Origin of the sequence: Morganella morganii H1r, assembly GCF_000633515.1 — a bacterium.
In the GTDB taxonomy this organism is placed as follows: domain Bacteria; phylum Pseudomonadota; class Gammaproteobacteria; order Enterobacterales; family Enterobacteriaceae; genus Morganella; species Morganella morganii_B.
This window is the reverse complement of sequence record NZ_AYMP01000001.1, coordinates 35,095-56,296: the sequence shown is the minus strand read 5'-3', so window position 1 is coordinate 56,296 and position 21,202 is coordinate 35,095. Positions and strand designations below refer to the sequence as shown.

Sequence of the window (21,202 nt, the reverse complement as noted above, 5' to 3'; positions counted from 1 at the left end):
TAAACTGTGCGGCACACAAAACCGTCAGAGAACGGAAATACATTAATTCTGCAAAGGTGAGGCAAAGGGGAGAGCATGTCTGACGCGATCGTCTGGGATCTGGCATTGATCCGGAAATATAACTATTCCGGTCCGCGATACACGTCGTATCCGACCGCACTGGAATTTAATCAGCAGTACAGTGACAGTGATTTTATCGCCTCAGCAAACCGCTATCCGCAGCGCCCGCTGTCGTTATATGTGCATATCCCGTTCTGCCATAAGTTATGTTACTTCTGCGGCTGTAATAAATTAGTCACCCGGCAGAAGCATAAGGCGGATGAATATCTGGCCGTGCTGGAGAAAGAGATTGCCGCCCGTGCCCCGTTGTTTGCCGGACGCGAAGTGCATCAGATGCACTGGGGCGGCGGTACGCCGACCTATCTCGATAAAGCGCAGATCAGCCGTCTGACCGGCATGCTGCGTCAGCATTTCCGCTTTGCGCCGGATGCTGAGCTTTCCATTGAAATCGATCCGCGTGAAATCGAGCCCGATGTTATCGACCATCTGCGGGCGGAAGGATTTAACCGCCTGAGTATGGGGGTTCAGGATTTCAACAAAGAAGTGCAGCGCCTGGTCAACCGCGAGCAGGATGAAGCGACGATTTTTGCCCTGGTGGAGCGTGCCCGCGCAACCGGGTTTGAATCCGTCAGTATCGACCTGATTTACGGGCTGCCGAAACAGACTCCGGAAAGTTTTGCCTTTACCCTGAAACGGGTGGCGGAGCTGTCACCGGATCGCCTGAGTGTCTTTAACTATGCCCATTTGCCGGACCTGTTTGCCGCCCAGCGGAAAATCAAAGATGAAGACCTGCCGTCCGCAGAGCAGAAACTGACGATTTTACAGCAGACAATTGAAAACCTGACCGGCAGCGGCTATCAGTTTATCGGGATGGATCACTTCGCCAAACCGGATGATGAGCTGGCGATAGCCCAGAATAACGGCATCCTGCACCGTAATTTCCAGGGGTACACCACCCATGAGGAGTGCGATTTACTGGGCTTTGGTGTCTCTGCAATCAGCATGCTGGGTGACCACTATGCTCAGAACCAGAAAGACCTGAAAACCTGGTATGCGCAGGTGGAAGAGTGCGGTAATGGGTTGTGCCGGGGTCTGGTGCTGACGGAGGAAGACTGCCTGCGCCGCGATGTGATTAAGGCGCTGATCTGCAACTTCCGGCTGGATTATTCGCAGATTGAAAAGCAGTATAACCTGGATTTTAAAACCCATTTCGCCGAAGATCTGCAATTATTGCAGCCGATGGCGGATGACGGACTGGTTGAGATCCGCGACGATGCTCTGGTGGTCACACCGCGCGGACGGCTGCTTATCCGTAATATCTGTATGTGTTTTGATACCTATCTGCGTAACCAGATGCGTCAGCGTCAGTTTTCCCGCGTAATTTAATCTGTTTCCGGGGTTGATGCGGTGTCATCAATCCCGGCCTCTTTCAGTTTCCGTGTCAGCGTATTACGCCCCCAGCCCAGCAGAAGGGCGGCATCCTGCTTGTGTCCGTTACTGTAATTCAGCGCGCACTGCAGCAGGGTACGTTCAAACAGCGGCAAGGCATCCGCCAGCAGATCGGTTTTCCCGGCCCGTAACTGTGCATCCGCCCACTGCGCCAGTTGCTGATCCCAGTTTCCGGCTGCCGGATTATGGCTGTGCTCACTGCGGATATGCTCTCCGGCGGCAGTCATGGTCAGGTCGGCAGGCAGATCCTGCGGCAGTACTTCCTGGGTGGCTGACATCACGGTCAGCCAGCGGCAGACGTTTTCCAGCTGACGGACGTTACCGGACCACGGCAGCTGCATCAGCAGTGCTTCGGTATCCGGATGCAGGGCTTTCGCTTCTGTTCCCAGCTCTTTTGCGGTTTTTTGCAGAAAATAGCGTGTCAGGCGCGGAATGTCCCCCGGCCGTTCCCGCAGCGGCGGCAGCTGCATGCGGATAACATTCAGGCGGTGAAACAGGTCTTCGCGGAATTTGCCTTCTGCTGCCAGCCGCTCCAGATCCTGATGGGTGGCGGCAATAATTCTCACATCCACCTTCACCGGTGCGTAACCGCCGACACGGTAAAACTGGCCTTCCGCCAGCACCCGCAGCAGCCGGGTCTGAATATCGAGCGGCATATCACCAATTTCGTCAAGAAACAGTGAGCCGCCGTCTGCCTGCTCAAAACGCCCCTGCCGCACCTGTGATGCCCCGGTAAACGCCCCTTTTTCATGGCCGAAGAGTTCTGATTCAATCAAATCTTTCGGGATCGCCGCCATATTGAGGGCAATAAACGGTGCATCCGCCCGCGGGCTGTGATGGTGCAGGGCGTGCGCCACCAGTTCTTTCCCGGTCCCGGATTCGCCGTTAATCAGCACACTGATGGAGGAGCGGGATAACCGGCCTATCACCCGGTACACCTCCTGCATGGCAGCGGATTCACCGATAATGCCGGACACCGGATCGGCAGCCGCTTCCTGCCGTACCGGCAGATGCTGCTCGCGGTAATGTTCCAGGGCACGGGCCACCAGCGTGACCGCATCATCAATATCAAAGGGTTTCGGCAGATAATCAAACGCACCCTGCTGGTAAGCATTCACGGCAGCATCCAGGTCGGAATGGGCGGTCATAATAATCACCGGCAGCAACGGGTTATGCTGTTTGACCGCCGCCAGCAGAGACAGGCCGTCCATGCCCGGCATCCGGATATCGGAGATCAGCACGTCCGGCTGTTCACTGCCCAGCGCCGCAAGAGCATTCTCCGCACTGTCAAAACAGACACAGGCATAACCGGCGCTGCTCAGTGCGCGTTCAAGCACCCAGCGGATCGCGCTGTCATCATCAACGACCCAGATTTTTCCCGGCTGCATATGATCTCCTCAACAGGCTTACTGACGGATTGGCAGATAAAGTGAAAACAAGGTGTGGCCCGGCCAGCTGCTGAACTCAATCTTGCCGTTATGCTGATCGATAAGATTGCGGGCTATGGATAAACCCAGCCCGGTGCCACCCTCGCGGCCGCTGACCATCGGGTAGAACAGCGTATCCAGGATATGCGGCGGAATACCCGGGCCGTTGTCCTCAATATCAATCCGGGCGGCCAGCCGGTAGCGTTCACCGTGCAGCATCACCCGGAATGCGGTGCGGGTGCGCAGAATAATGGTACCGCCTGCGCTGTGCAGGGCTTCCAGGGCATTGCGCATGATATTGAGGATAACCTGCTCGATTTGGTCGGGATAATGCGATAACTCCGGCAAACTGGGATCGTAATCTTTGAGCAGCGTGATATTGTCCGGCTTTTCCAGATTGATGAGCTGAAAGACCCGCTCCGCCACATGGTGAATACTCTGCAGGCTTTTCTGCCCCGGATGCTGAGGGCCGAGAAGGCGATCAACCAGCGCCCGCAGGCGATCGGCCTGTTCGATAATCACCTGTGTGTATTCCTGAAGTGCCGGATCCGGCAAAGCGCGGGATAACAGTTGTGCGGCACCGCGCAGCCCGCCGAGCGGGTTTTTGATTTCGTGTGCCAGTCCGCGCACCAGGTCACGGGCAGCAGCCTGCTGTGCCTGCTGTAACTGTTCCTGGGTAATGCGCCGGTGACTGTCGAGCGGCGTCAGTTCCAGCAGAATAAAATCGCCGGATACCGGCTGGGCACTCAGCGAAAGAGCGTGCATCTGGTTATTCACCACCAGAGTCACATCGTTGTCAGTAAAGCTGTGACCTTCTGCCAGTGTGGCCTGTAATGTGGCGGTATCGAGGGAAAGGTAACTGTATAAAATAGGGAGCGGTGTGCCGGTGAGTTTACGGGCACTCTGTGCAAACAACTGCATAGCGGACTGGTTGGCGTAGCGGATAATCAAATCATTATCCAGCAGCAGGACACAGTTGATCAGTGAATCAAGGAGCTGCTCTGCCTGCGGTTTGTTATCCGGGTTCATTGTTATCCACCTCTTTGCACCAATTTGGTGCATTGTAGCGTATTTACCCCGCAGGAGAAAAGGACCCGCCCAACGGCGGGTCAAGTGCTTCACGGCAACAAAATAAACCGGAGCCTGTCACTCTGAGAGCCGCCAAACAGCGGCGTCATCAGAATTACACGCTGTAATACATATCAAATTCAACCGGATGCGGCGTCATATTCAGGCGCTGAACATCGGCGCGCAGCAGGTCGATATAGGTGTTAATCGCATCTTCGGTAAACACACCGCCACGGGTCAAGAATTCGTGGTCAGCCGCGAGTGCGTCCAGCGCATCGCCCAGAGACGGTGCGACTGTCGGGATTTCTTTCGCTTCTTCCGGCGGCAGGTCATACAGGTTTTTATCCATGGCATCGCCCGGATGAATTTTATTGATGATACCGTCGAGACCGGCCATCAGCTGGGCGGCAAAGGCCAGGTACGGGTTAGCCGCCGGGTCCGGGAAGCGGACTTCAATACGGCGGGCTTTCGCACTGGACACAATCGGAATACGGATTGACGCTGAGCGGTTACGTGCGGAGTAAGCCAGCATCACCGGTGCTTCGTAGCCTGGCACCAGACGTTTGTAAGAGTTGGTGGTCGGGTTGGTAAAGGCATTCAGGGCACGGGCGTGTTTGATAATCCCGCCGATGTAATAGAGCGCCATTTCTGACAGACCGGCATATTTATCCCCGGAGAACAGGTTAACGCCGCCTTTTGACAGAGACATGTGGCAGTGCATACCGGAGCCGTTATCGCCGACCAGCGGTTTTGGCATAAAGGTCGCGGTTTTACCGTAGCGGTGTGCCACATTCTGCACCACGTATTTGTACATCTGGGTTTCGTCCGCTTTCAGCGTCATGGTATTGAAGCGGGTGGCGATTTCGTTCTGGCCGGCAGTACCGACTTCATGGTGATGTGCTTCAACGACCAGCCCCATCTCTTCCATGACCAGACACATTTCAGAACGCAGATCCTGTGAGGAATCGACCGGCGGCAGCGGGAAGTAACCGCCTTTCACACGCGGACGGTGACCTTTGTTACCTTCCGGATAGGCGGTACCGGTGTTCCAGGCTGCTTCAATATCATTGATATGATAGTAAGCACCGGAGATATCCGCACCGAAACGGATGTCATCAAACAGGAAAAACTCAGGTTCAGGCCCGAACAGGACGGTATCCGCAATATCACTGGTGCGCAGGAAATCTTCGGCACGTTTGGCAATAGAGCGCGGGTCACGGTCATAGCCCTGCATGGTGTTCGGCTCTAACACATCACAGCGCAGAACCAGCGTCGGAACGTCAAAGAACGGGTCAATCAGCGCGGATTCCGCAATCGGCATCAGTACCATGTCAGATTCGTTGATGCCTTTCCAGCCGGCCATTGAGGAACCGTCAAACATTTTTCCGTCTTCGAAGAAATCTTCATCTACCTGATGAGCAGGGATCGACACATGCTGTTCCTTGCCTTTGGTATCGGTAAAGCGTAAGTCCACGAATTTAACGTTGTACTCTTCCATCATGGTCAATACATGTTCAACAGACATATTCAGATCTCCTGGTTTGGGATGTTCCGTCAATCCTCTGGTGGTCACCCGGAGGGACACTGATTGCGGTTCTCACATTGCTTGACAGATATAAAGCGAAAAGCGTGCCAACTTTTCTAAAAGGGGCAAACCGCGTTACAGCAACGGGTTACTTAAATAAGGATAGCGGAAACGGCGTAAGTTGCACCATATTGGTGCATTTCTGTGTCGGCTTACCGATCCGGGGTGCACTGTTATGGTGCAATGAAATCAGTGCACTGTTTCCCGGCCACAAACGCAAAAAAAGTATCTCTTTTATCCTGAATAGGTTTATGATATGCCCCTCTGAATTCGTCGCTGAGCGTGGTATGCGCCGCTGATTTTGTAAAAAAATGGCAGGATGAATTTTATCTTCATGTTTTATAATCATTTATTTTTTAAGTGAGATGTATCACACTTCTTTCACTTGCCTCAGAGAACGTGTAAAATACCACCAAACATCTACACCATAGATGGGCGTTGTTGAAAAGAATGCTATCTGTGACGTAATTCCCATCCATTAACGAAAACGGTACAAGTCTTTGTCTATCGAGAAATTAAGAAATATTGCCATCATCGCTCACGTTGACCATGGCAAGACCACGCTGGTCGATAAATTATTACAGCAGTCCGGTACGTTTGATGAGCGTTCAAAACCGGAAGAGCGTGTAATGGACTCCGGCGATCTGGAAAGAGAGCGCGGCATTACTATTCTTGCCAAAAATACCGCGATTACGTGGAACGACTATCACATCAACATCGTTGACACCCCGGGGCACGCCGATTTCGGTGGTGAAGTAGAACGTGTGATGTCCATGGTTGACAGCGTGCTGCTGCTGGTGGATGCGATGGACGGTCCGATGCCGCAGACCCGCTTTGTAACGCAGAAAGCGTTCGCAAACGGCCTGAAACCCATCGTCGTTATCAACAAAATTGACCGTCCGGGCGCACGTCCTGACTGGGTTATTGACCAGGTATTTGACCTGTTCGACAACCTCGGCGCAACTGACGAGCAGCTCGATTTCCCGATCATTTACGCATCTGCGCTGAATGGTATCGCGGGCACCGATTATAACGATATGGCGGATGACATGACCCCGCTGTACGAAGCTATCGTTAAGTATGTTGAGCCGCCTCAGGTTGACCTCGACGGTCCGTTCCAGATGCAGATCTCCCAGCTCGATTACAACAACTATTTAGGTGTTATCGGGATTGGCCGCATCAAGCGCGGTAAAGTCAAACCAAACCAGCAGGTCACGGTTATCGATGCGGAAGGTAAAACCCGTAACGGTAAAATCGGTAAGGTTCTCGGACACTTAGGTCTGGATCGTATCGAAGCTGAAATCGCGGAAGCCGGTGATATCATCGCGCTGACCGGTCTGGGCGAACTGAATATCTCAGATACTATCTGTGACACCGGTTGTGTTGAGGCATTAAAACCACTGGCTGTTGATGAACCGACCGTCAGCATGTATTTCTGCGTTAACACCTCACCATTCTGCGGTAAAGAAGGGAAATATGTCACTTCCCGTCAGATCCTTGACCGCCTGAAGAAAGAACTGGTTCACAACGTGGCACTGCGCGTTGAAGAAACTGAAGACCCGGATGCATTCCGTGTGTCAGGCCGTGGTGAGCTGCACTTATCTGTTCTGATCGAAAACATGCGCCGTGAAGGTTTTGAGCTGGCGGTATCCCGTCCGCGCGTTATCTTCCGCGACATCGACGGCCGTAAACAGGAGCCGTTCGAGCAGGTGACTCTGGATATCGAAGAGCAGCACCAGGGTGATGTGATGAAGGCACTGGGTGAGCGTAAAGGCGAACTGCGTGACATGATGCCGGATGGCAAAGGTCGCGTGCGTCTGGATTACAGCATCCCGAGCCGTGGTCTGATCGGTTTCCGTACTGAATTCATGACCATGACATCCGGTACCGGTTTACTGTATGCCACATTCAGTCACTATGATGATGTTAAACAGGGTGAAATCGGCCGTCGTCAGAACGGTGTGATGATTTCCAATGGTCAGGGTAAAGCGGTTGCTTACGCACTGTACAGTCTGCAGGATCGCGGTAAGCTGTTTGTCGGTCATGGTACTGAAGTGTATGAAGGCCAGCTGATCGGGATTCACTCACGTTCAAACGACCTGACAGTGAACTGCCTGACCGGTAAGAAACTGACCAACATGCGTGCATCCGGTACTGATGAAGCGACCACACTGACACCGTTTATCGAGAAAACCCTGGAACAGGCGTTAGAATTTATCGATGACGACGAATTAGTGGAAGTAACGCCGAAGTCTATCCGTCTGCGTAAACGCCACCTGACTGAAAACGACCGCAAACGCGCACACCGCAGCAAAGATTAATCTCTGCCGGTTGTTTTGATTCATGCCACTCAGGGCGCCTCCGGGCGCCCTGAGCTTTTTCTGGGTACTGATCACATACCGGTCACAGACTGATAACCGCACTGAAATACGGGCGGGATCGCAGTCCCGGATATTTTTTCTCTCCGAAAATGGTTTTCACTCTGTTCAGGAAGGGAGTCTGCGGGTAGAGTAAAAATAATTCATCAACCCGGAGGGATGGTATGCTTTATATTTTTGACATGGGTAATGTCATTATTGATATTGATTTTAAACGTGTTTTATCAGTCTGGAGTGACCTGAGCGGTAAGCCGCTGTCCGAACTGAGCAGTGATTTTATTCACGGCGAAACCTTTAAACAGCATGAATGCGGCAAAATTTCCGATGTTGAATTTGCCGAAGCCATTAATGATCAGCTGGATATGTCGCTGAGTTTCGATGAGTTTGCCGAAGGCTGGCAGGCTATCTTTATCTCTGTCCGCCCTGATGTGATTGATATCATGAACAGGCTGCGTGAGCAGGGACACCGCGTGGTGGTTCTCTCTAATACTAATCGTCTGCATCAGGACTACTGGCCGCAGCACTATCCGGAAATCGCCGCTTCCGCCGATTACCTGTATCTTTCCCAGGATCTGGGGCTGCGCAAGCCGGATCCGGATATCTATCAGTATGTGCTGGAAACCGAAGAATTTGAGCCGCAGGATGCCGTGTTCTTTGATGATGTCCGCGAAAACGTGGATGCGGCAGTGGCGCTCGGTATCAACGGCGTGTTGGTCGCCGATCGTGACACAGTTTCCCGTTATTTTGCAGAGTATGATTTTTCAGCAGACGTGACTGAGTAATTCAGGTGTGATTGTTTTTTAAACGGATATGACATGATTGCATTAATACAGCGTGTGACCCGCGCGGATGTCCGGATCGCCGGGGAAATTGCCGGTGAAATCGGGCCAGGATTACTGGTTCTTCTGGGTGTTGAGCGGGATGATGACGAACAAAAATCAAAACGCCTGAGTGAAAAAGTGATGGGTTACCGCATTTTCAGTGATGCGGACGGAAAAATGAACCTGAATGTGGCGCAGTCCGGTGGTCAGCTGCTGGTGGTATCACAGTTCACCCTGGCAGCGGAAACACAAAAAGGAATGCGCCCGGGATTTTCAAACGGCGCAGCACCGGAAAAAGCCAACGCCTTATATGAGCACTTTGTAGCGCAGTGCCGTGCAGCAGGAATGGTGACGGAAACAGGCCGGTTTGCGGCAGACATGCAGGTCAGTCTGACAAACGATGGTCCGGTCACTTTCTGGCTGCAGGTATGATACAACAGTCTCAGGCCGGTCACCGGTTACCACTGACAGGAGAAAGTGAGATGTATCATTTACGTGTACCAAAAACCGATCAGGAGCTGGAAAGCTATTTTCATTTCCGCTGGGCGATGCTGCGCAAGCCGCTGAATCAGCCGCAGGGGTCGGAAAAGGACGGTTATGATACCTATGCACATCATCAGATGGTGGTGGATGAAACCGGGCAGCCTGTGGCTGTCGGCCGCTTGTATATCAATGCAGAAAATGAAGGCGCGATCCGCTTTCTGGCAGTTGATCCGCAGATGCAGGGACGCGGGCTGGGCACACTGATTGCACGCGCACTGGAGTCCGTGGCGCGTCAGGAAGGTGTTAAGCGGATTGTCTGCAGTGCCCGTGAGGAAGCGGTCGCATTTTTTGAAAAATCAGGTTTTGAAAACAGAGGACCGATTACAGGCCCGCAAACGACGCCTGTTCGTCATTTTTTTATGATTAAATCCGTTGAAACCCTCGATGCGATTCTGCATCGTCCCGACTGGTGTGCCGAATTACAGAAAGCATGGTATGAAACCATTCCCCTGAGTGAAAAAATGGGGATCCGCATTACGCAGTATACCGGTCAGGAATTTATGACCACCATGCCGGAAGGCCCGAACCAGAACCTGCATCAGACCATTTTTGCCGGCAGCCAGTTCTCGATGGCGACACTGACCGGCTGGGGGCTTATCTGGCTGCTGCTACAGGAAAATTCCCTGGATGGCGATATTGTGCTGGTGGATGCCAATATCCGTTACCGCAAGGCGGTGGCAGGCAGACCGGAGGCTATTGCTTCCCGCGATAAACTCAGTGGTGACCTGGATCGTCTGGCGCGCGGCAGTAAAGCGCGGATTAAGCTGGAAGTGACTGTCGGGCAGGGTGATGAGGTCGGCGCTGTCTTTACCGGCACCTATATGGTGCTGCCCGGCCAGAAACACAGCGCGGAGTGACGGGTAAAACAGCGCCTTACGGCGCTGTTAACAGAATCTGTAAGATCCGGGATGCTCTGATAACAGGCAAAACGAAAAGACGCTGTAAACACATCCCTGTGCGCCCGGATCGCGCCATCCCTGGCGCTTACGCTTTTCGCTCGCTTGCCTGTTATCATCACGGCACATAATCCGCAGTGTTACCGATAAAGAAAAACAGCGCTCTGAGGCGCTGTTTCTGTATCAGCAGGGGTTACAGTATTTCCCCGGTTTCGCTGTTATCCGGGATCACCCGCTGTGCGGGCGGGGCAGAAGGCACCGGCTCTGCGGAAACCGGGGTGTTGTTCATCTGTCCTTGTGTGATAGCCCGGTTTATCTGATTCCCCTGTTTATCCTGTCCGGAGAGCATACCGCTCAGCGTGCTGCGGATATCCTCTGCCCGTAATTGCCCGTTCAGGCGCAGTGTGTAATTGGCGCTGCCGGTCAGCGGAGCTGGCTGCCAGCCCCATTGTGACAGGATCTGACTGTCCGCCCCGGTTGCCTGCAGTGTGAAACTGAAAGGCGCGGTGCCGGATGGTGTGGCCTGAAACTGCATTTTCAGCAACCCTTCTCCGGCGGAGGCGGCAAATTGTGTGGTTGCCGCGCTGTCAGTACCGGCCGTCAGTGTCAGATACGGGCGGTGCAGTTCAACCCGGTTAAAGGTGGCATTACCGGCACTGACAGAAAGCTCGCCGTCCCATAAACCCCACTGACCGGATTTCAGGATCTGCATGGTTTTGATGTAGCCGTTCACATTGGTGAGCTGGAACGGGAAAACCGGCTGTGTATCAATCAGCAGGGCATTGGAGATTTTAATATCCTGTAAGCGGATAGCATCAATTCCCTGCGGGGCGGCTTCCTGTAATGCGGCGAACCACTGTTCCGGCAAACTGTATAGCAGGTTGTCGGCGACACCGCTGGTGATATCCAGTGTCCGAGTGGCACGGTTCCACTCCCCGGTAAAGCGCAGAATACTCTTGTCATAACGGCCGGTCAGGCGGTTGACGGCTATCTGATCGCCGCGCAGTTCCAGCGTGCTGATAATGTCAGAAAAATGCTGCCCGCTGAGTGTCAGATCTGCGGCGGCGATATCCGCCTGTCCGTTGTCTGTCTGCCAGCGTCCCTGTTTAAAGGCCAGATTTTTGACCGTGCCTTCCAGATAGTTTACCGCCCACTGATGACCTTCGAGCTTGATATTGGTGGCGGTGATATTTTTGGCCTGAATATCCGGCAGACTTTCCGTACTGTCTGCCAGCTGTGTCAGTGTTTGCGGTGTCTGCCAGCGGATGTCATTAAGCAGCAGGTTATCCAGCTGCCACTGACCTTCGGCGCTGCGGCGTCCGGTGGCGGTGATCAGGCCGTTTTCCAGTGTGGCGGTCAGGTTATCAAAGGTGAACTGTTTTCCGCTGACATCCCCCTGTGTGAGGATATTTTTCAGTGGCAGGCCGTAGTAGTTCAGGCTGCTGGCGGAAAACTGGTATTTACCGTTACCGGTCAGATCACTGCCCTGCGGCTGCCACGGCGTGATCCCGCCGGTAACACCTTCTGCGTTAATTACCCGGTTGCCGTCGGTGCGGCGGAGTGCGGTCTGATTGAGCTGTAATAACCCGGCACTGACCGGCAGAGTACCGCTGTCAGCCGCATCAGAAATTTCAATATCCCCTTTCTGCACAATGATACGGGCAAACCAGCCGGGTTCAGAAAAACTGCGCCAGTCCAGCGTCAGCTCAACATTAGCGGCTTCCAGAGCAAAATCACCGGAAACCGTGCTGATACTGATATCACTGAGTGAAATACGTGAAGGGGAGGAAAGCGAGTGACTTATCGCGGAAAGCGAGACGTTGTAGCGTGTATTGTCACTGATAAGGGCTGAAACCTGTTTTGTGCCCCATGATGTCTGCACCACAAGGGCACCGGCAACGATAAGAATAATGACCAGTGTTATCAGCCAGAAAACAGCCCGTCCCAACCATTTCATAATGCGCTCCCCGAGAGATAATCCTGAGGGCATACTAGCGTGAGGCTCTTTGTGGTGACAAGGATTATCGCGGTTTTTCCGCACAGAGCAGCCCGCGTGACCCTTTCCGGTCACGCGGTTAAACAGATGATTATTTCTCCGGCGGGAAAATCAGGTTCAGGGCAATCGCGGTCAGGCCACCGGCTGCAATTCCTGAAGAGAGCAGGGTTTTCAGCCAGTCCGGTGCGAACTGCAGGATAAGCGGCTGCTGGGAAACACCCATGCCGACAGCCAGTGACAGCGCGATGATCATAATCGCGCGGCGGTTCAGGGTTTCGCGGGAAACAATCCGCACCCCGGATGCTGCAATCGTCCCGAACATGACAATGGTTGCGCCGCCGAGTACCGGTTCCGGAATGTGCTGCACAAAACCGGCTACGGCCGGGAACAGTCCCAGTACGATCAGCATCAGCGCCACTACATAACCGACATAACGGCTGGCAACGCCGGTCAGCTGGATCACTCCGTTGTTCTGCCCGAAGCAGGAGTTCGGGAAGGTGTTAAAGACCGCAGACAGGGCGGAATTGAGGCCGTTTGCCAGTACACCGCCTTTCAGACGCTTCATATAGAGCGGGCCGGATACCGGCTGTTCGGAGACATCGGACGTGGCGGTAATATCACCGATGGTTTCCAGCGAAGTCACCATAAAGATCAGGATCAGCGGCAGCAGCAGGTTCCGGTCAATGGATAAGCCGTAATAGAGCGGTGCCGGGATCACCACCATTTCCTCCGGGATTTCCGCATGGTTATCCGGCAGCATGCCCATCCACCAGGCGGCCAGATAGCCTGCGGTCATCGCCAGCACCAGTGATGCAACGCGCAGATACGGGTTTTTCTGACGGTTCAGCAGCACAATTACCGCCAGCACAATACCGGCCAGGATCAGGTTATCGGCAGAGCCGAAGGTGTTATCCGCCATTGCGCCGTAACCGCCGCCGATGGAGGTCAGCCCGACCTGGATCAGTGACAGGCCGATAATCATCACCACCACACCGGAGACCAGCGGTGTGATAATACGGCGCGCCAGATGCAGGAACCGGGAGAGGATCACCTCTGTCATGGCTGCCAGCATCAGCGTGCCGAACAGCGCCGCCATCATCCCTTCCGTATCCACACCATTATTTTTCAGTGCCATACCGCCCATAATCAGCGGGGCAACAAAGTTAAAACTGGTGCCCTGAATCGAGAGCAGTCCGGAGCCGACCGGCCCCCAGGTGCGGATTTGCAGCAGTGAGGCCAGCCCGGACGCAAACAGCGACATGCTGATAATCCGCTGGGTATCATGAGCCGACAGGCCGAGCGCCTGAGCGATAAGCAATCCCGGCGTAATCACCGCCACAAACATCGCCAGCAGATGCTGACAGGCGGCAAAGAGCGTCTGCGGCAGCGGCGGACGATCTTCCAGACGGTAGATGAGTTCACTATTTGTGTTAGTCGCGGGAGTTACGCTGGTTTTGTCAGAAATGGCAGAGTTCATGTCAACAGGTCCGGGATAAGCAATTTCCGTATTTTAATGATCTGTGGCACAAAAGCAATCGTTTGCGCAGGTGAGTTGTTATTTTTTATAGCGGAATATAATCACAGTTTTATTTATTTTAACTTGTCTTTATCTGCTTTTTTTTCTTTAATCCGGATACCTGCTTTTTCCTCTTGCGTAACAGGGATGTGATTAACGCGATACTGATGTAACAAATACCAACAATAAAAGGGGTACGTGAATGTATCAACTCGACGTTTACGGCACGCTGGTTGCGGCCACTCTCGTCCTGTTATTGGGACGTAAACTCGTAAAAACTGTACCATTCCTCGAAAAGTATACTATTCCTGAGCCTGTGGCCGGTGGTCTTCTGGTCGCGATTGTATTATTGGGGTTCAAATCCGGTATGGATCTGGAAGTGAAATTTGATGACTCACTGAAAGATCCGCTGATGCTGGCGTTCTTTGCCACCATCGGCTTGAACGCTAATTTAGCCAGCCTGAAGGCAGGCGGCAAAACCTTATTTATCTTTGTGATTGCCGTTGTGGGCTTATTGATTGTTCAGAACTCCGTCGGTATTTCCCTGGCGAAAATGATGGGGCTTGATCCGCTGATTGGTCTGCTGGCCGGTTCTATCACACTTTCCGGCGGTCACGGTACCGGGGCGGCATGGGGTAAGATTTTCAGCGACAGCTATGGTTTTACCGCAGCAACAGAAATTGCGATTGCCTGCGCAACCTTTGGTCTGGTGCTCGGTGGCCTGATTGGTGGTCCGGTTGCCCGTTTCCTGATCAAAAAGACAGCCATGAGTGATGTGAAACTGCAGGATGATGAAGCACCGACTGCGTTTGAAAAACCACAGGCCGGACGCATGATCACCTCGATGGTTCTGCTCGAAACAATTGCACTGATTGCTATCTGTTTGCTGGCGGGGACGTATCTGTATAGTGTTCTGACGGATTTCTTCACGTCGATGCAATGGAAGTTCCAGATTCCGGCGTTCGTGTGTGTGCTGTTTATCGGGGTTATCCTGAGCAACAGTCTGTCACTGATGGGCTTCTACCGTGTATTTGAACGGGCGGTGTCGGTGCTGGGTAACGTCAGCCTGTCACTGTTCCTGGCGATGGCACTGATGAGCCTGAAACTGTGGGAAATTGCCTCTCTGGCGGTACCGATGCTGGTGATCCTGGCGGCACAGACTGTCGTGATGGCACTGTATGCGATCTTCGTCACGTACCGGGTGATGGGGAAAAACTATGATGCGGCGGTACTGGCTGCCGGTCACTGTGGTTTCGGGATGGGGGCAACGCCGACCGCGATTGCCAACATGCAGGCGGTAACCGATCGCTTCGGGCCTTCTCATGTGGCTTTCCTGGTGGTGCCGATGGTGGGGGCGTTCTTCCTCGATCTGATTAACGCACTGGTTATTCCGTTCTTCCTGGCGTTACCGATTTTCCCGGTTGCGGGCGGGTAACAAAACTGTTCTTAAAGCAGGCAAGCCACCCTTCCGGGTGGCTTTTTTCGTTATACGTTGGTGTATTGTGTGCGTTCCGGCAGCCAGCGTTCGATCAGGGCTTTCGCCTGTTCCGGATAATTCTGGTGCAGATGCCGTGCCACGCGCTGCACTTCCGGCAGCATGCCCTGATCGCGCAGTAAATCCGCCACTTTAAATTCCGCATTGCCGGTCTGGCGTGTGCCGAGCAGTTCGCCCGGCCCGCGGATTTCCAGGTCTTTCTGCGCGATAACAAAGCCGTCGTTGCTGTCCCGCAGAACCTGAAGACGCAGTTTTGCCGTCTGTGTCAGCGGGGTTTTATACAGCAGCACACAGTGGGAAACCGCAGAGCCGCGCCCGACCCTGCCGCGCAGCTGATGCAGCTGTGCCAGCCCGAGCCGTTCCGGGTTTTCGATAATCATCAGGCTGGCATTCGGCACATCCACCCCGACTTCAATCACGGTGGTGGCAACCAGCAGATCCAGTTCACCAGCCTTAAATTGCGCCATCACCGCCTGTTTTTCCGCCGGTTTCATGCGGCCGTGAACCATGTCGACCCGCAGATCCGGCAGTGTGGCTGACAGCTCATCAAACGTCACCTGAGCCGCCTGGGCTTCCAGCAGATCCGATTCATCGATCAACGTACAGACCCAGTAAGCCTGGCGTTTTTCATCCTGACAGGCACTGCGTACCCGCTCAATAATCTCATGGCGGCGGCTGTCCGGGATCGCTACCGTGGTCACCGGAGTTCTGCCGGGCGGCAGTTCGTCGATAACCGAGGTGTCGAGATCGGCATAGGCGGTCATTGCCAGGGTGCGCGGGATTGGCGTGGCGGTCATGATCAGCTGATGCGGATGGAATCCCTGCTGTTCGCCTTTTTCCCATAACGCCAGCCGCTGGTGGACACCAAAGCGGTGCTGCTCATCGATAATCACCAGCGCCAGGGAATGAAAACGGATATGTTCCTGAAAAATAGCGTGTGTGCCGATAACCATGGCCACATCACCGGCAGCAATGGCGTCTTCCTGTGCCTGCCGGGCCTTGCCTTTTTGTTTCCCGGCAACCCAGCCGACACTGATACCCAGCGGCTCCAGCCACTGGCGGAACGTATTGGCGTGTTGTTCCGCCAGCAGTTCTGTCGGTGCCATCAGCGCCACCTGTTTGCCGTGTGCGATAGCACGGAGTGCCGCCAGCGCGGCGACCAGCGTTTTTCCGGAGCCGACATCCCCCTGAATCAGGCGCATCATCGGCACCGGTTTTTCCAGATCCTGCTCTATTTCCGCCACCACGCGCCGCTGGGCATGGGTCGGTGAAAAGGGGAGTTGTGCCAGAAACTGATTTTTCAGTGTTTCCTGTGGTGACAGCGGCAGTGCGTGATAACGCTGTGCCCCGGCTCTGACCGCCAGCATGCTGAGGTGATGTGCCAGCAGTTCTTCCAGCACAATCCGTTTCAGTGCCGGATGCTGGCCGCTCTCCAGTTCGGTTAACTGTGTGTCTGCCGGTGGCCGGTGCAGTGTTTTCAGCGCCTGCGGCAGACTCATCATAGAGCGGGTCAGTTCCGGCGGCAGTAATTCATTGATGGCACAGGTATCGAGCAGTTCCAGCGCCTGGTCGAGCAGTTTGCGGAGTGTGGCCTGGCGGACACCTTCGGTGGTCGGGTAGATGGGGGTGAGTGTTTCCTGTAATTCAACAGACGTATCACTCTGACGGACTTTGTATTCGGGGTGAAAAATTTCCGGGCCGTTTTTGCCGCGCCGGATTTCACCGTAAGCGGTGACCTGTTTCCCGGTCGCCAGCGCATTTTTCATCGCCGCCGAAAAGTTAAAGAAACGCAGGGTTAAGATGCCGGTACCGTCGCTTATCTGACAGGTCATCATCCGTTTGCGGCCAAAGACCACATCGGTGCGCAGCACTTCACCGCTGACGGTGGCATAAATCCCGGGTAACAGATCGGTGATGGTATAAAGCCGGGTCTGGTCTTCATAACGCAGCGGCAGATGGAACAGCAGATCCTGAAGGGTATGCAGACCGATACCGGCCAGTTTGCCCGCCTGCCCGGCCCCGACGCCGTGTAAAGCCGTGAGTGGGATAGCATCAAGCAGCTGACCTTTCATTTTCTGCTCCGTTTCGTATCAGGCGGATGGTTTCTTCTGTTGCATGGCAGCCCACCAGCTGTCCGGCGCAATGATATGGCCCTGTTCATCAATCTGCGGACGGGGCAGTTTTTTCTCACGGGCAACCTGAGCCAGCACCGGATAACCGCGTTCAAACAGCAGGCGCTGCTGTTCATCCTGTGCCAGGGCACAGCGGGGGTGCTCATAGAGACCGGCAGCTTCGCGCTGGCGCTGTGCCTCATAGAGGATCACGGCAGCGGCAACAGACACATTCAGTGACTGTACCATGCCGGACATCGGGATCATAATATGCTGATCCGCCAGCCGGATGGCTTCCTGAGATATGCCGGTTTTCTCCGAGCCCATGATAATGCAGGTCGGACGGGTAAAATCGATCGCCCGGAAATCCACCGCGCTGTCAGACAGATGGGTGGCAAGAATCTGCATACCCTGCGATTTCAGGAGGGTCACGGCATCCCCGAGTGTATCGTGGTTATGCACATTCACCCAGCTGTTGCTGCCGGCGGCGGAAGAGACCTGGGTTTTGATTTTTTCCGGCCAGACAGCATGCAGATCATGGATACCGACCGCATCCGCACTGCGGATCACGGCAGAAACATTGTGCGGCTTATGCACTTCCTCAAGACACAGGGTGAGGTCGGGCTGGCGCATCGCCATCATCCGGCAGATGCGCTCATAACGTTGGGAATTCATACCGTGTGATTAATTCCGGTTGCGGCTGACGCGCAGGACATCCGGCATAATGCGGATCTTACGCATAATATTCGCAAGCTGGATACGGTCTTTTGCGGTCAGGCGGATAAAGGCGCAGTAAACCCGGCCATCTTTCTCCTCGGTATTCATGCTCTGAATACTGGAGTTGGCATCATTAATTGCGGCGGTCAGGTTAGCCAGCGCACCCTGGTGGTTAAACATATCCACTTTGATTTCAGCAATGAAATCCGTGTCGATATCATTATCCCACTCAACAGCCATGAATTTTTCCGGCTCTTTTTCATATCCGCGGATATTACGGCAGGATTCATGGTGGATAACCAGCCCTTTACCCGGACTGATATGGGCGATAATCGGGTCACCCGGCACCGGACGGCAGCATTTGGCGAAGGTAATAAGCACGCCGTCCGCGCCTTTGATCGGCAGCTTGCGGGTGGTGCTCTCTTCAGTATTACTTTCCGGTTCATTCAGCAGGTTACGGGCAACCACCACGCTCATGGCATTCCCCAGGCCGATTTCCGCCAGCAGGTCATCCAGAGTGGCCAGTTTCATCCGCACCAGCTCACGGCTGATATTTTCCTGCGGGATATCCGTGATCTTACGGCCGTTACCGAGTGCATGGTTGAGCAGACGGCGTCCGAGATTGACGGAATCATCCCGTTTAAGATTTTTCAGTAACTGACGGATTTTCGCCCGGGCTTTTGAGCTGACAACAAAGTTCAGCCATGCAGCATTTGGCCGGGCACCCGGTGCGGTAATAATTTCAACGGTTTGTCCGCTGGTCAGTTGCTGGGAGAGCGGGTACGGCTGGCGGTCAACGCGCGCACCGACACAGGAGTGACCGATATCCGTATGGACGGCATAGGCGAAATCCACCGGGGTGGCGCCGGTCGGCAGCTCAACAATCCGGCCTTCCGGTGTGAAGACATAAATCTCATCCGGGAAGAGATCAGATTTCACGCTCTCAATAAATTCAAAGGTGTTACCGGTGCTTTGCTGAAGTTCTATCAGGCTCTGCATCCAGCGGTGAGCACGCACCTGTGCGGTGGTGCCGGATTCACCGTGCTCTTTATAAGCCCAGTGTGCCGCCACCCCCATTTCCGCCATCTGATCCATATCTTCGGTCCGGATCTGCACTTCCACCGGCACCCCGTGAGGGCCGATAAGGGAGGTGTGTAATGACTGATAGCCGTTGGCTTTCGGGATAGCGATATAATCTTTGACGCGACCGGGACGCGGTTTGTACAGGCCGTGAACCTGACCCAGTACGCGGTAGCAGGTATCGACACTGCTCACAATCACGCGGAATGCATAAATGTCCATGATCGAGTGAAAACGCTGCTCTTTCAGGTGCATTTTCCGGTAGATAGAGTAAAGATGTTTTTCCCGCCCGCTGACTTTGCTGCTGATCCCGGCTTCCGTCAGACGCCCTTCGATTTCGGATAAAATCTTCTGGATCATCTCTTTACGGTTGCCGCGTGCGGCTTTTACCACTTCTTTGATGACGCGGTAGCGGTTCGGGTAAAGGGCTTCGAATCCCAGCTCCTCAAGCTCCGTTTTGATATGGTGAATACCGAGACGGTGAGCCAGAGGACTGTAGATTTCAAGGGTTTCGCGCGCAATACGGCGACGCTTATCGGGACGCAGAGACCCGAGCGTGCGCATGTTGTGCGTGCGGTCTGCCAGCTTGATGAGAATGACACGGATGTCTTTCACCATCGCCATGACCATTTTGCGGAAGTTTTCAGCCTGAGCTTCTTTTTTGTCGCGGAAGTTCAGTTTGTCTAACTTCGATACCCCTTCCACCAGCCCGGCAACGGTGGTGCCGAACAGTTGTTCAATATCCTGAAAGGTGGCAGGCGTATCTTCAATAACGTCGTGCAGCAGTGCTGCCATCAGTGTTTCGAGGTCGAGACGCATCTCGGCCAGGATACAGGCAACAGCGACCGGATGGGTAATATACGGTTCACCACTGGAGCGGGTCTGCCCTTCGTGAGCATCCCGCGCAACGACATAGGCTTGTTTTAACAGATCAATCTGCTCTTTCGGCAGATAATCCTTAACAATATGGTTCAGGCTTTCAAACAGGTACAAGGCAGACCTACCTTAACTTAACGACGTCCTTCGGCGATTGCAGAAACCGCTTGCATTTCAGCAGCTTCCTGCTCCTGTTGTTCCTGGCGCTCACGGGCGTCAAGGATCTGGCCGTTGATCAGATTTTCTTCGATTTCGCGCAGGGCGATCACGGTGACTTTATCGTTTTCTTCCGGAACCAGAGGCTCTTTGCCGCCGGCCTGTAACTGACGCGCACGGCGTGCTGCCACTAATACGAGGTCAAAACGGTTACCAATTTTTTCTACTGCGTCCTGGACTGTTACGCGTGCCATAGGTGTGCTACTCCACAGATAAATAAATGACTCGGCATGATACTGAAAGTTGTATCACTGTGCCAATAATTTGGCGATTAAAGCATCATGTCGCTGAACCTGGCGACCTGAACGCAGACGTTCCGCACGGATAATCGTCTGTAAATCGGTCAGCGCGACATTAAAATCATCGTTCACAATCAGATAATCGTACTCGCCATAGTGCTGCATTTCACTGACCGCCTGTGCCATACGTCCGGCAATGACCTCGTCAGTGTCCTGACCACGGCCGCGCAGACGGCGCAGCAATTCCTCACGGGACGGCGGCAGAATAAAGATACTGCGGGCTGCCGGCATCTGTTCCCGGATCTGGCGGGCTCCCTGCCAGTCAATATCAAGAAATACATCAACACCGGAGTTCAGGATATCTTCCACTGTTTTACGGGCGGTACCGTAGTAATTCCCGAAGACACAGGCATGCTCAAGAAACTCATTACGGCCGATCATGCTTTTGAATTCATCTTCAGTGGTGAAGAAATAGTGCTCTCCGTGCACTTCGCCCGGGCGGATACCGCGGGTGGTGTGCGAAACAGAAACCTGGGTGTCATATAAAGGCTGTGTTTTCAGTAATGCCTGAATAAGACTCGATTTTCCCGCACCACTCGGCGCAGAGACAATATATAACGTACCTTGGGTCATTGTTGGTGTCTTGTCTGATTGGGGTTGAAAAAGCCTCGGGGAATAAATCCCCGCATATAGTATACACACACGCGCAGCGACATGCAGCGTTCAGGT

At 53.9% G+C, this 21,202-nt stretch carries 16 protein-coding genes; 6 read left to right on the top strand and 10 right to left on the bottom strand.

The window, feature by feature from the left end:
• Nucleotides 1-75 precede the first annotated feature (75 nt).
• Nucleotides 76-1,446 carry an oxygen-independent coproporphyrinogen III oxidase gene (gene hemN, locus U868_RS0100265; protein ID WP_025151530.1) on the top strand — a complete coding sequence of 457 codons (1,371 nt, stop codon included), beginning with the start codon at nt 76-78 and terminating at the stop codon, nt 1,444-1,446.
• Here the strand turns inward: hemN and glnG are convergent.
• The 3 genes from glnG to glnA all read right to left on the bottom strand — a co-directional run bounded on the left by glnG (nt 1,443) and on the right by glnA (nt 5,529).
• Nucleotides 1,443-2,897 (bottom strand): nitrogen regulation protein NR(I), encoded by a 1,455-nt coding sequence (gene glnG / locus U868_RS0100260; RefSeq protein ID WP_025151529.1) that lies wholly within the window; start codon nt 2,895-2,897, stop codon nt 1,443-1,445. The two genes, hemN and glnG, sit on opposite strands and share 4 nt — an antisense overlap.
• An 18-nt stretch (nt 2,898-2,915) precedes the next feature.
• Complete coding sequence (gene glnL / locus U868_RS0100255; RefSeq protein WP_025151528.1) at nt 2,916-3,965, bottom strand: nitrogen regulation protein NR(II); 1,050 nt, start codon at nt 3,963-3,965, stop codon at nt 2,916-2,918.
• Nucleotides 3,966-4,119: 154 nt separating this feature from the next.
• Nucleotides 4,120-5,529: a glutamate--ammonia ligase gene (gene glnA, locus U868_RS0100250; RefSeq protein WP_025151527.1), complete on the bottom strand. Its 1,410-nt coding sequence runs from the start codon at nt 5,527-5,529 to the stop codon at nt 4,120-4,122.
• Between the two features lie 560 nt (nt 5,530-6,089).
• Here glnA and typA point away from each other — a divergent pair.
• The 4 genes from typA (at nt 6,090) to fabY (ending at nt 10,188) form a co-directional block, all read left to right on the top strand.
• On the top strand, nt 6,090-7,910 hold the full coding sequence (typA, locus tag U868_RS0100240; protein ID WP_025151526.1) for a ribosome-dependent GTPase TypA: 1,821 nt from the start codon (nt 6,090-6,092) through the stop codon (nt 7,908-7,910).
• Nucleotides 7,911-8,131: 221 nt separating this feature from the next.
• Nucleotides 8,132-8,749 (top strand): glucose-1-phosphatase, encoded by a 618-nt coding sequence (yihX, locus tag U868_RS0100235; RefSeq protein WP_025151525.1) that lies wholly within the window; start codon nt 8,132-8,134, stop codon nt 8,747-8,749.
• A gap of 33 nt (nt 8,750-8,782) precedes the next feature.
• On the top strand, nt 8,783-9,220 hold the full coding sequence (gene dtd, locus U868_RS0100230) for a D-aminoacyl-tRNA deacylase (protein WP_004236576.1): 438 nt from the start codon (nt 8,783-8,785) through the stop codon (nt 9,218-9,220).
• A gap of 50 nt (nt 9,221-9,270) precedes the next feature.
• Nucleotides 9,271-10,188: a fatty acid biosynthesis protein FabY gene (gene fabY, locus U868_RS0100225; protein ID WP_015422399.1), complete on the top strand. Its 918-nt coding sequence runs from the start codon at nt 9,271-9,273 to the stop codon at nt 10,186-10,188.
• Between the two features lie 232 nt (nt 10,189-10,420).
• On the opposite strand, the gene U868_RS0100220 is transcribed toward fabY, so the two are convergent.
• A complete protein-coding gene (locus U868_RS0100220; protein ID WP_025151524.1) occupies nt 10,421-12,184 on the bottom strand; it encodes a hypothetical protein in 1,764 nt (587 codons plus the stop codon).
• 130 nt (nt 12,185-12,314) lie between these two features.
• Nucleotides 12,315-13,700, bottom strand: a complete 1,386-nt coding sequence (locus tag U868_RS0100215; RefSeq protein ID WP_025151523.1) for a uracil-xanthine permease family protein — start codon at nt 13,698-13,700, stop codon at nt 12,315-12,317.
• A 241-nt stretch (nt 13,701-13,941) separates the two neighbouring features.
• Between U868_RS0100215 and gltS the strand changes: the two genes are divergently transcribed.
• Complete coding sequence (gltS, locus tag U868_RS0100210) at nt 13,942-15,174, top strand: sodium/glutamate symporter (protein ID WP_025151522.1); 1,233 nt, start codon at nt 13,942-13,944, stop codon at nt 15,172-15,174.
• Nucleotides 15,175-15,224: 50 nt separating this feature from the next.
• Here gltS and recG read toward each other — a convergent pair whose 3' ends face one another.
• Genes recG through gmk form a run of 5 tightly spaced genes read right to left on the bottom strand, consistent with a single transcriptional unit; the run spans nt 15,225 to nt 21,106 of the window.
• Complete coding sequence (gene recG, locus U868_RS0100205; protein ID WP_025151521.1) at nt 15,225-17,306, bottom strand: ATP-dependent DNA helicase RecG; 2,082 nt, start codon at nt 17,304-17,306, stop codon at nt 15,225-15,227.
• A gap of 18 nt (nt 17,307-17,324) precedes the next feature.
• Complete coding sequence (trmH, locus tag U868_RS0100200; protein ID WP_025151520.1) at nt 17,325-18,020, bottom strand: tRNA (guanosine(18)-2'-O)-methyltransferase TrmH; 696 nt, start codon at nt 18,018-18,020, stop codon at nt 17,325-17,327.
• A 9-nt stretch (nt 18,021-18,029) separates the two neighbouring features.
• Nucleotides 18,030-20,135, bottom strand: coding sequence for a bifunctional GTP diphosphokinase/guanosine-3',5'-bis pyrophosphate 3'-pyrophosphohydrolase (gene spoT, locus U868_RS0100195; RefSeq protein ID WP_025151519.1), 2,106 nt, complete (start codon nt 20,133-20,135; stop codon nt 18,030-18,032).
• A 17-nt stretch (nt 20,136-20,152) separates the two neighbouring features.
• Nucleotides 20,153-20,428 (bottom strand): DNA-directed RNA polymerase subunit omega, encoded by a 276-nt coding sequence (gene rpoZ / locus U868_RS0100190; protein WP_004236565.1) that lies wholly within the window; start codon nt 20,426-20,428, stop codon nt 20,153-20,155.
• 54 nt (nt 20,429-20,482) lie between these two features.
• Complete coding sequence (gmk, locus tag U868_RS0100185; RefSeq protein WP_004236564.1) at nt 20,483-21,106, bottom strand: guanylate kinase; 624 nt, start codon at nt 21,104-21,106, stop codon at nt 20,483-20,485.
• Between the last annotated feature and the right edge of the window lie 96 nt (nt 21,107-21,202).

What these genes read in the sequence shown, in the direction of transcription:
- gmk (WP_004236564.1), bottom strand. Translation starts at nt 21,106, where the DNA reads ATGACCCAAGGTACGTTATATATTGTCTCTGCGCCGAGTGGTGCGGGA.
- gltS (WP_025151522.1), top strand. Translation starts at nt 13,942, where the DNA reads ATGTATCAACTCGACGTTTACGGCACGCTGGTTGCGGCCACTCTCGTC.
- recG (WP_025151521.1), bottom strand. Translation starts at nt 17,306, where the DNA reads ATGAAAGGTCAGCTGCTTGATGCTATCCCACTCACGGCTTTACACGGC.
- hemN (WP_025151530.1), top strand. Translation starts at nt 76, where the DNA reads ATGTCTGACGCGATCGTCTGGGATCTGGCATTGATCCGGAAATATAAC.
- yihX (WP_025151525.1), top strand. Translation starts at nt 8,132, where the DNA reads ATGCTTTATATTTTTGACATGGGTAATGTCATTATTGATATTGATTTT.
- trmH (WP_025151520.1), bottom strand. Translation starts at nt 18,020, where the DNA reads ATGAATTCCCAACGTTATGAGCGCATCTGCCGGATGATGGCGATGCGC.
- U868_RS0100220 (WP_025151524.1), bottom strand. Translation starts at nt 12,184, where the DNA reads ATGAAATGGTTGGGACGGGCTGTTTTCTGGCTGATAACACTGGTCATT.
- U868_RS0100215 (WP_025151523.1), bottom strand. Translation starts at nt 13,700, where the DNA reads ATGAACTCTGCCATTTCTGACAAAACCAGCGTAACTCCCGCGACTAAC.
- fabY (WP_015422399.1), top strand. Translation starts at nt 9,271, where the DNA reads ATGTATCATTTACGTGTACCAAAAACCGATCAGGAGCTGGAAAGCTAT.
- glnA (WP_025151527.1), bottom strand. Translation starts at nt 5,529, where the DNA reads ATGTCTGTTGAACATGTATTGACCATGATGGAAGAGTACAACGTTAAA.
- rpoZ (WP_004236565.1), bottom strand. Translation starts at nt 20,428, where the DNA reads ATGGCACGCGTAACAGTCCAGGACGCAGTAGAAAAAATTGGTAACCGT.
- glnL (WP_025151528.1), bottom strand. Translation starts at nt 3,965, where the DNA reads ATGAACCCGGATAACAAACCGCAGGCAGAGCAGCTCCTTGATTCACTG.
- glnG (WP_025151529.1), bottom strand. Translation starts at nt 2,897, where the DNA reads ATGCAGCCGGGAAAAATCTGGGTCGTTGATGATGACAGCGCGATCCGC.
- dtd (WP_004236576.1), top strand. Translation starts at nt 8,783, where the DNA reads ATGATTGCATTAATACAGCGTGTGACCCGCGCGGATGTCCGGATCGCC.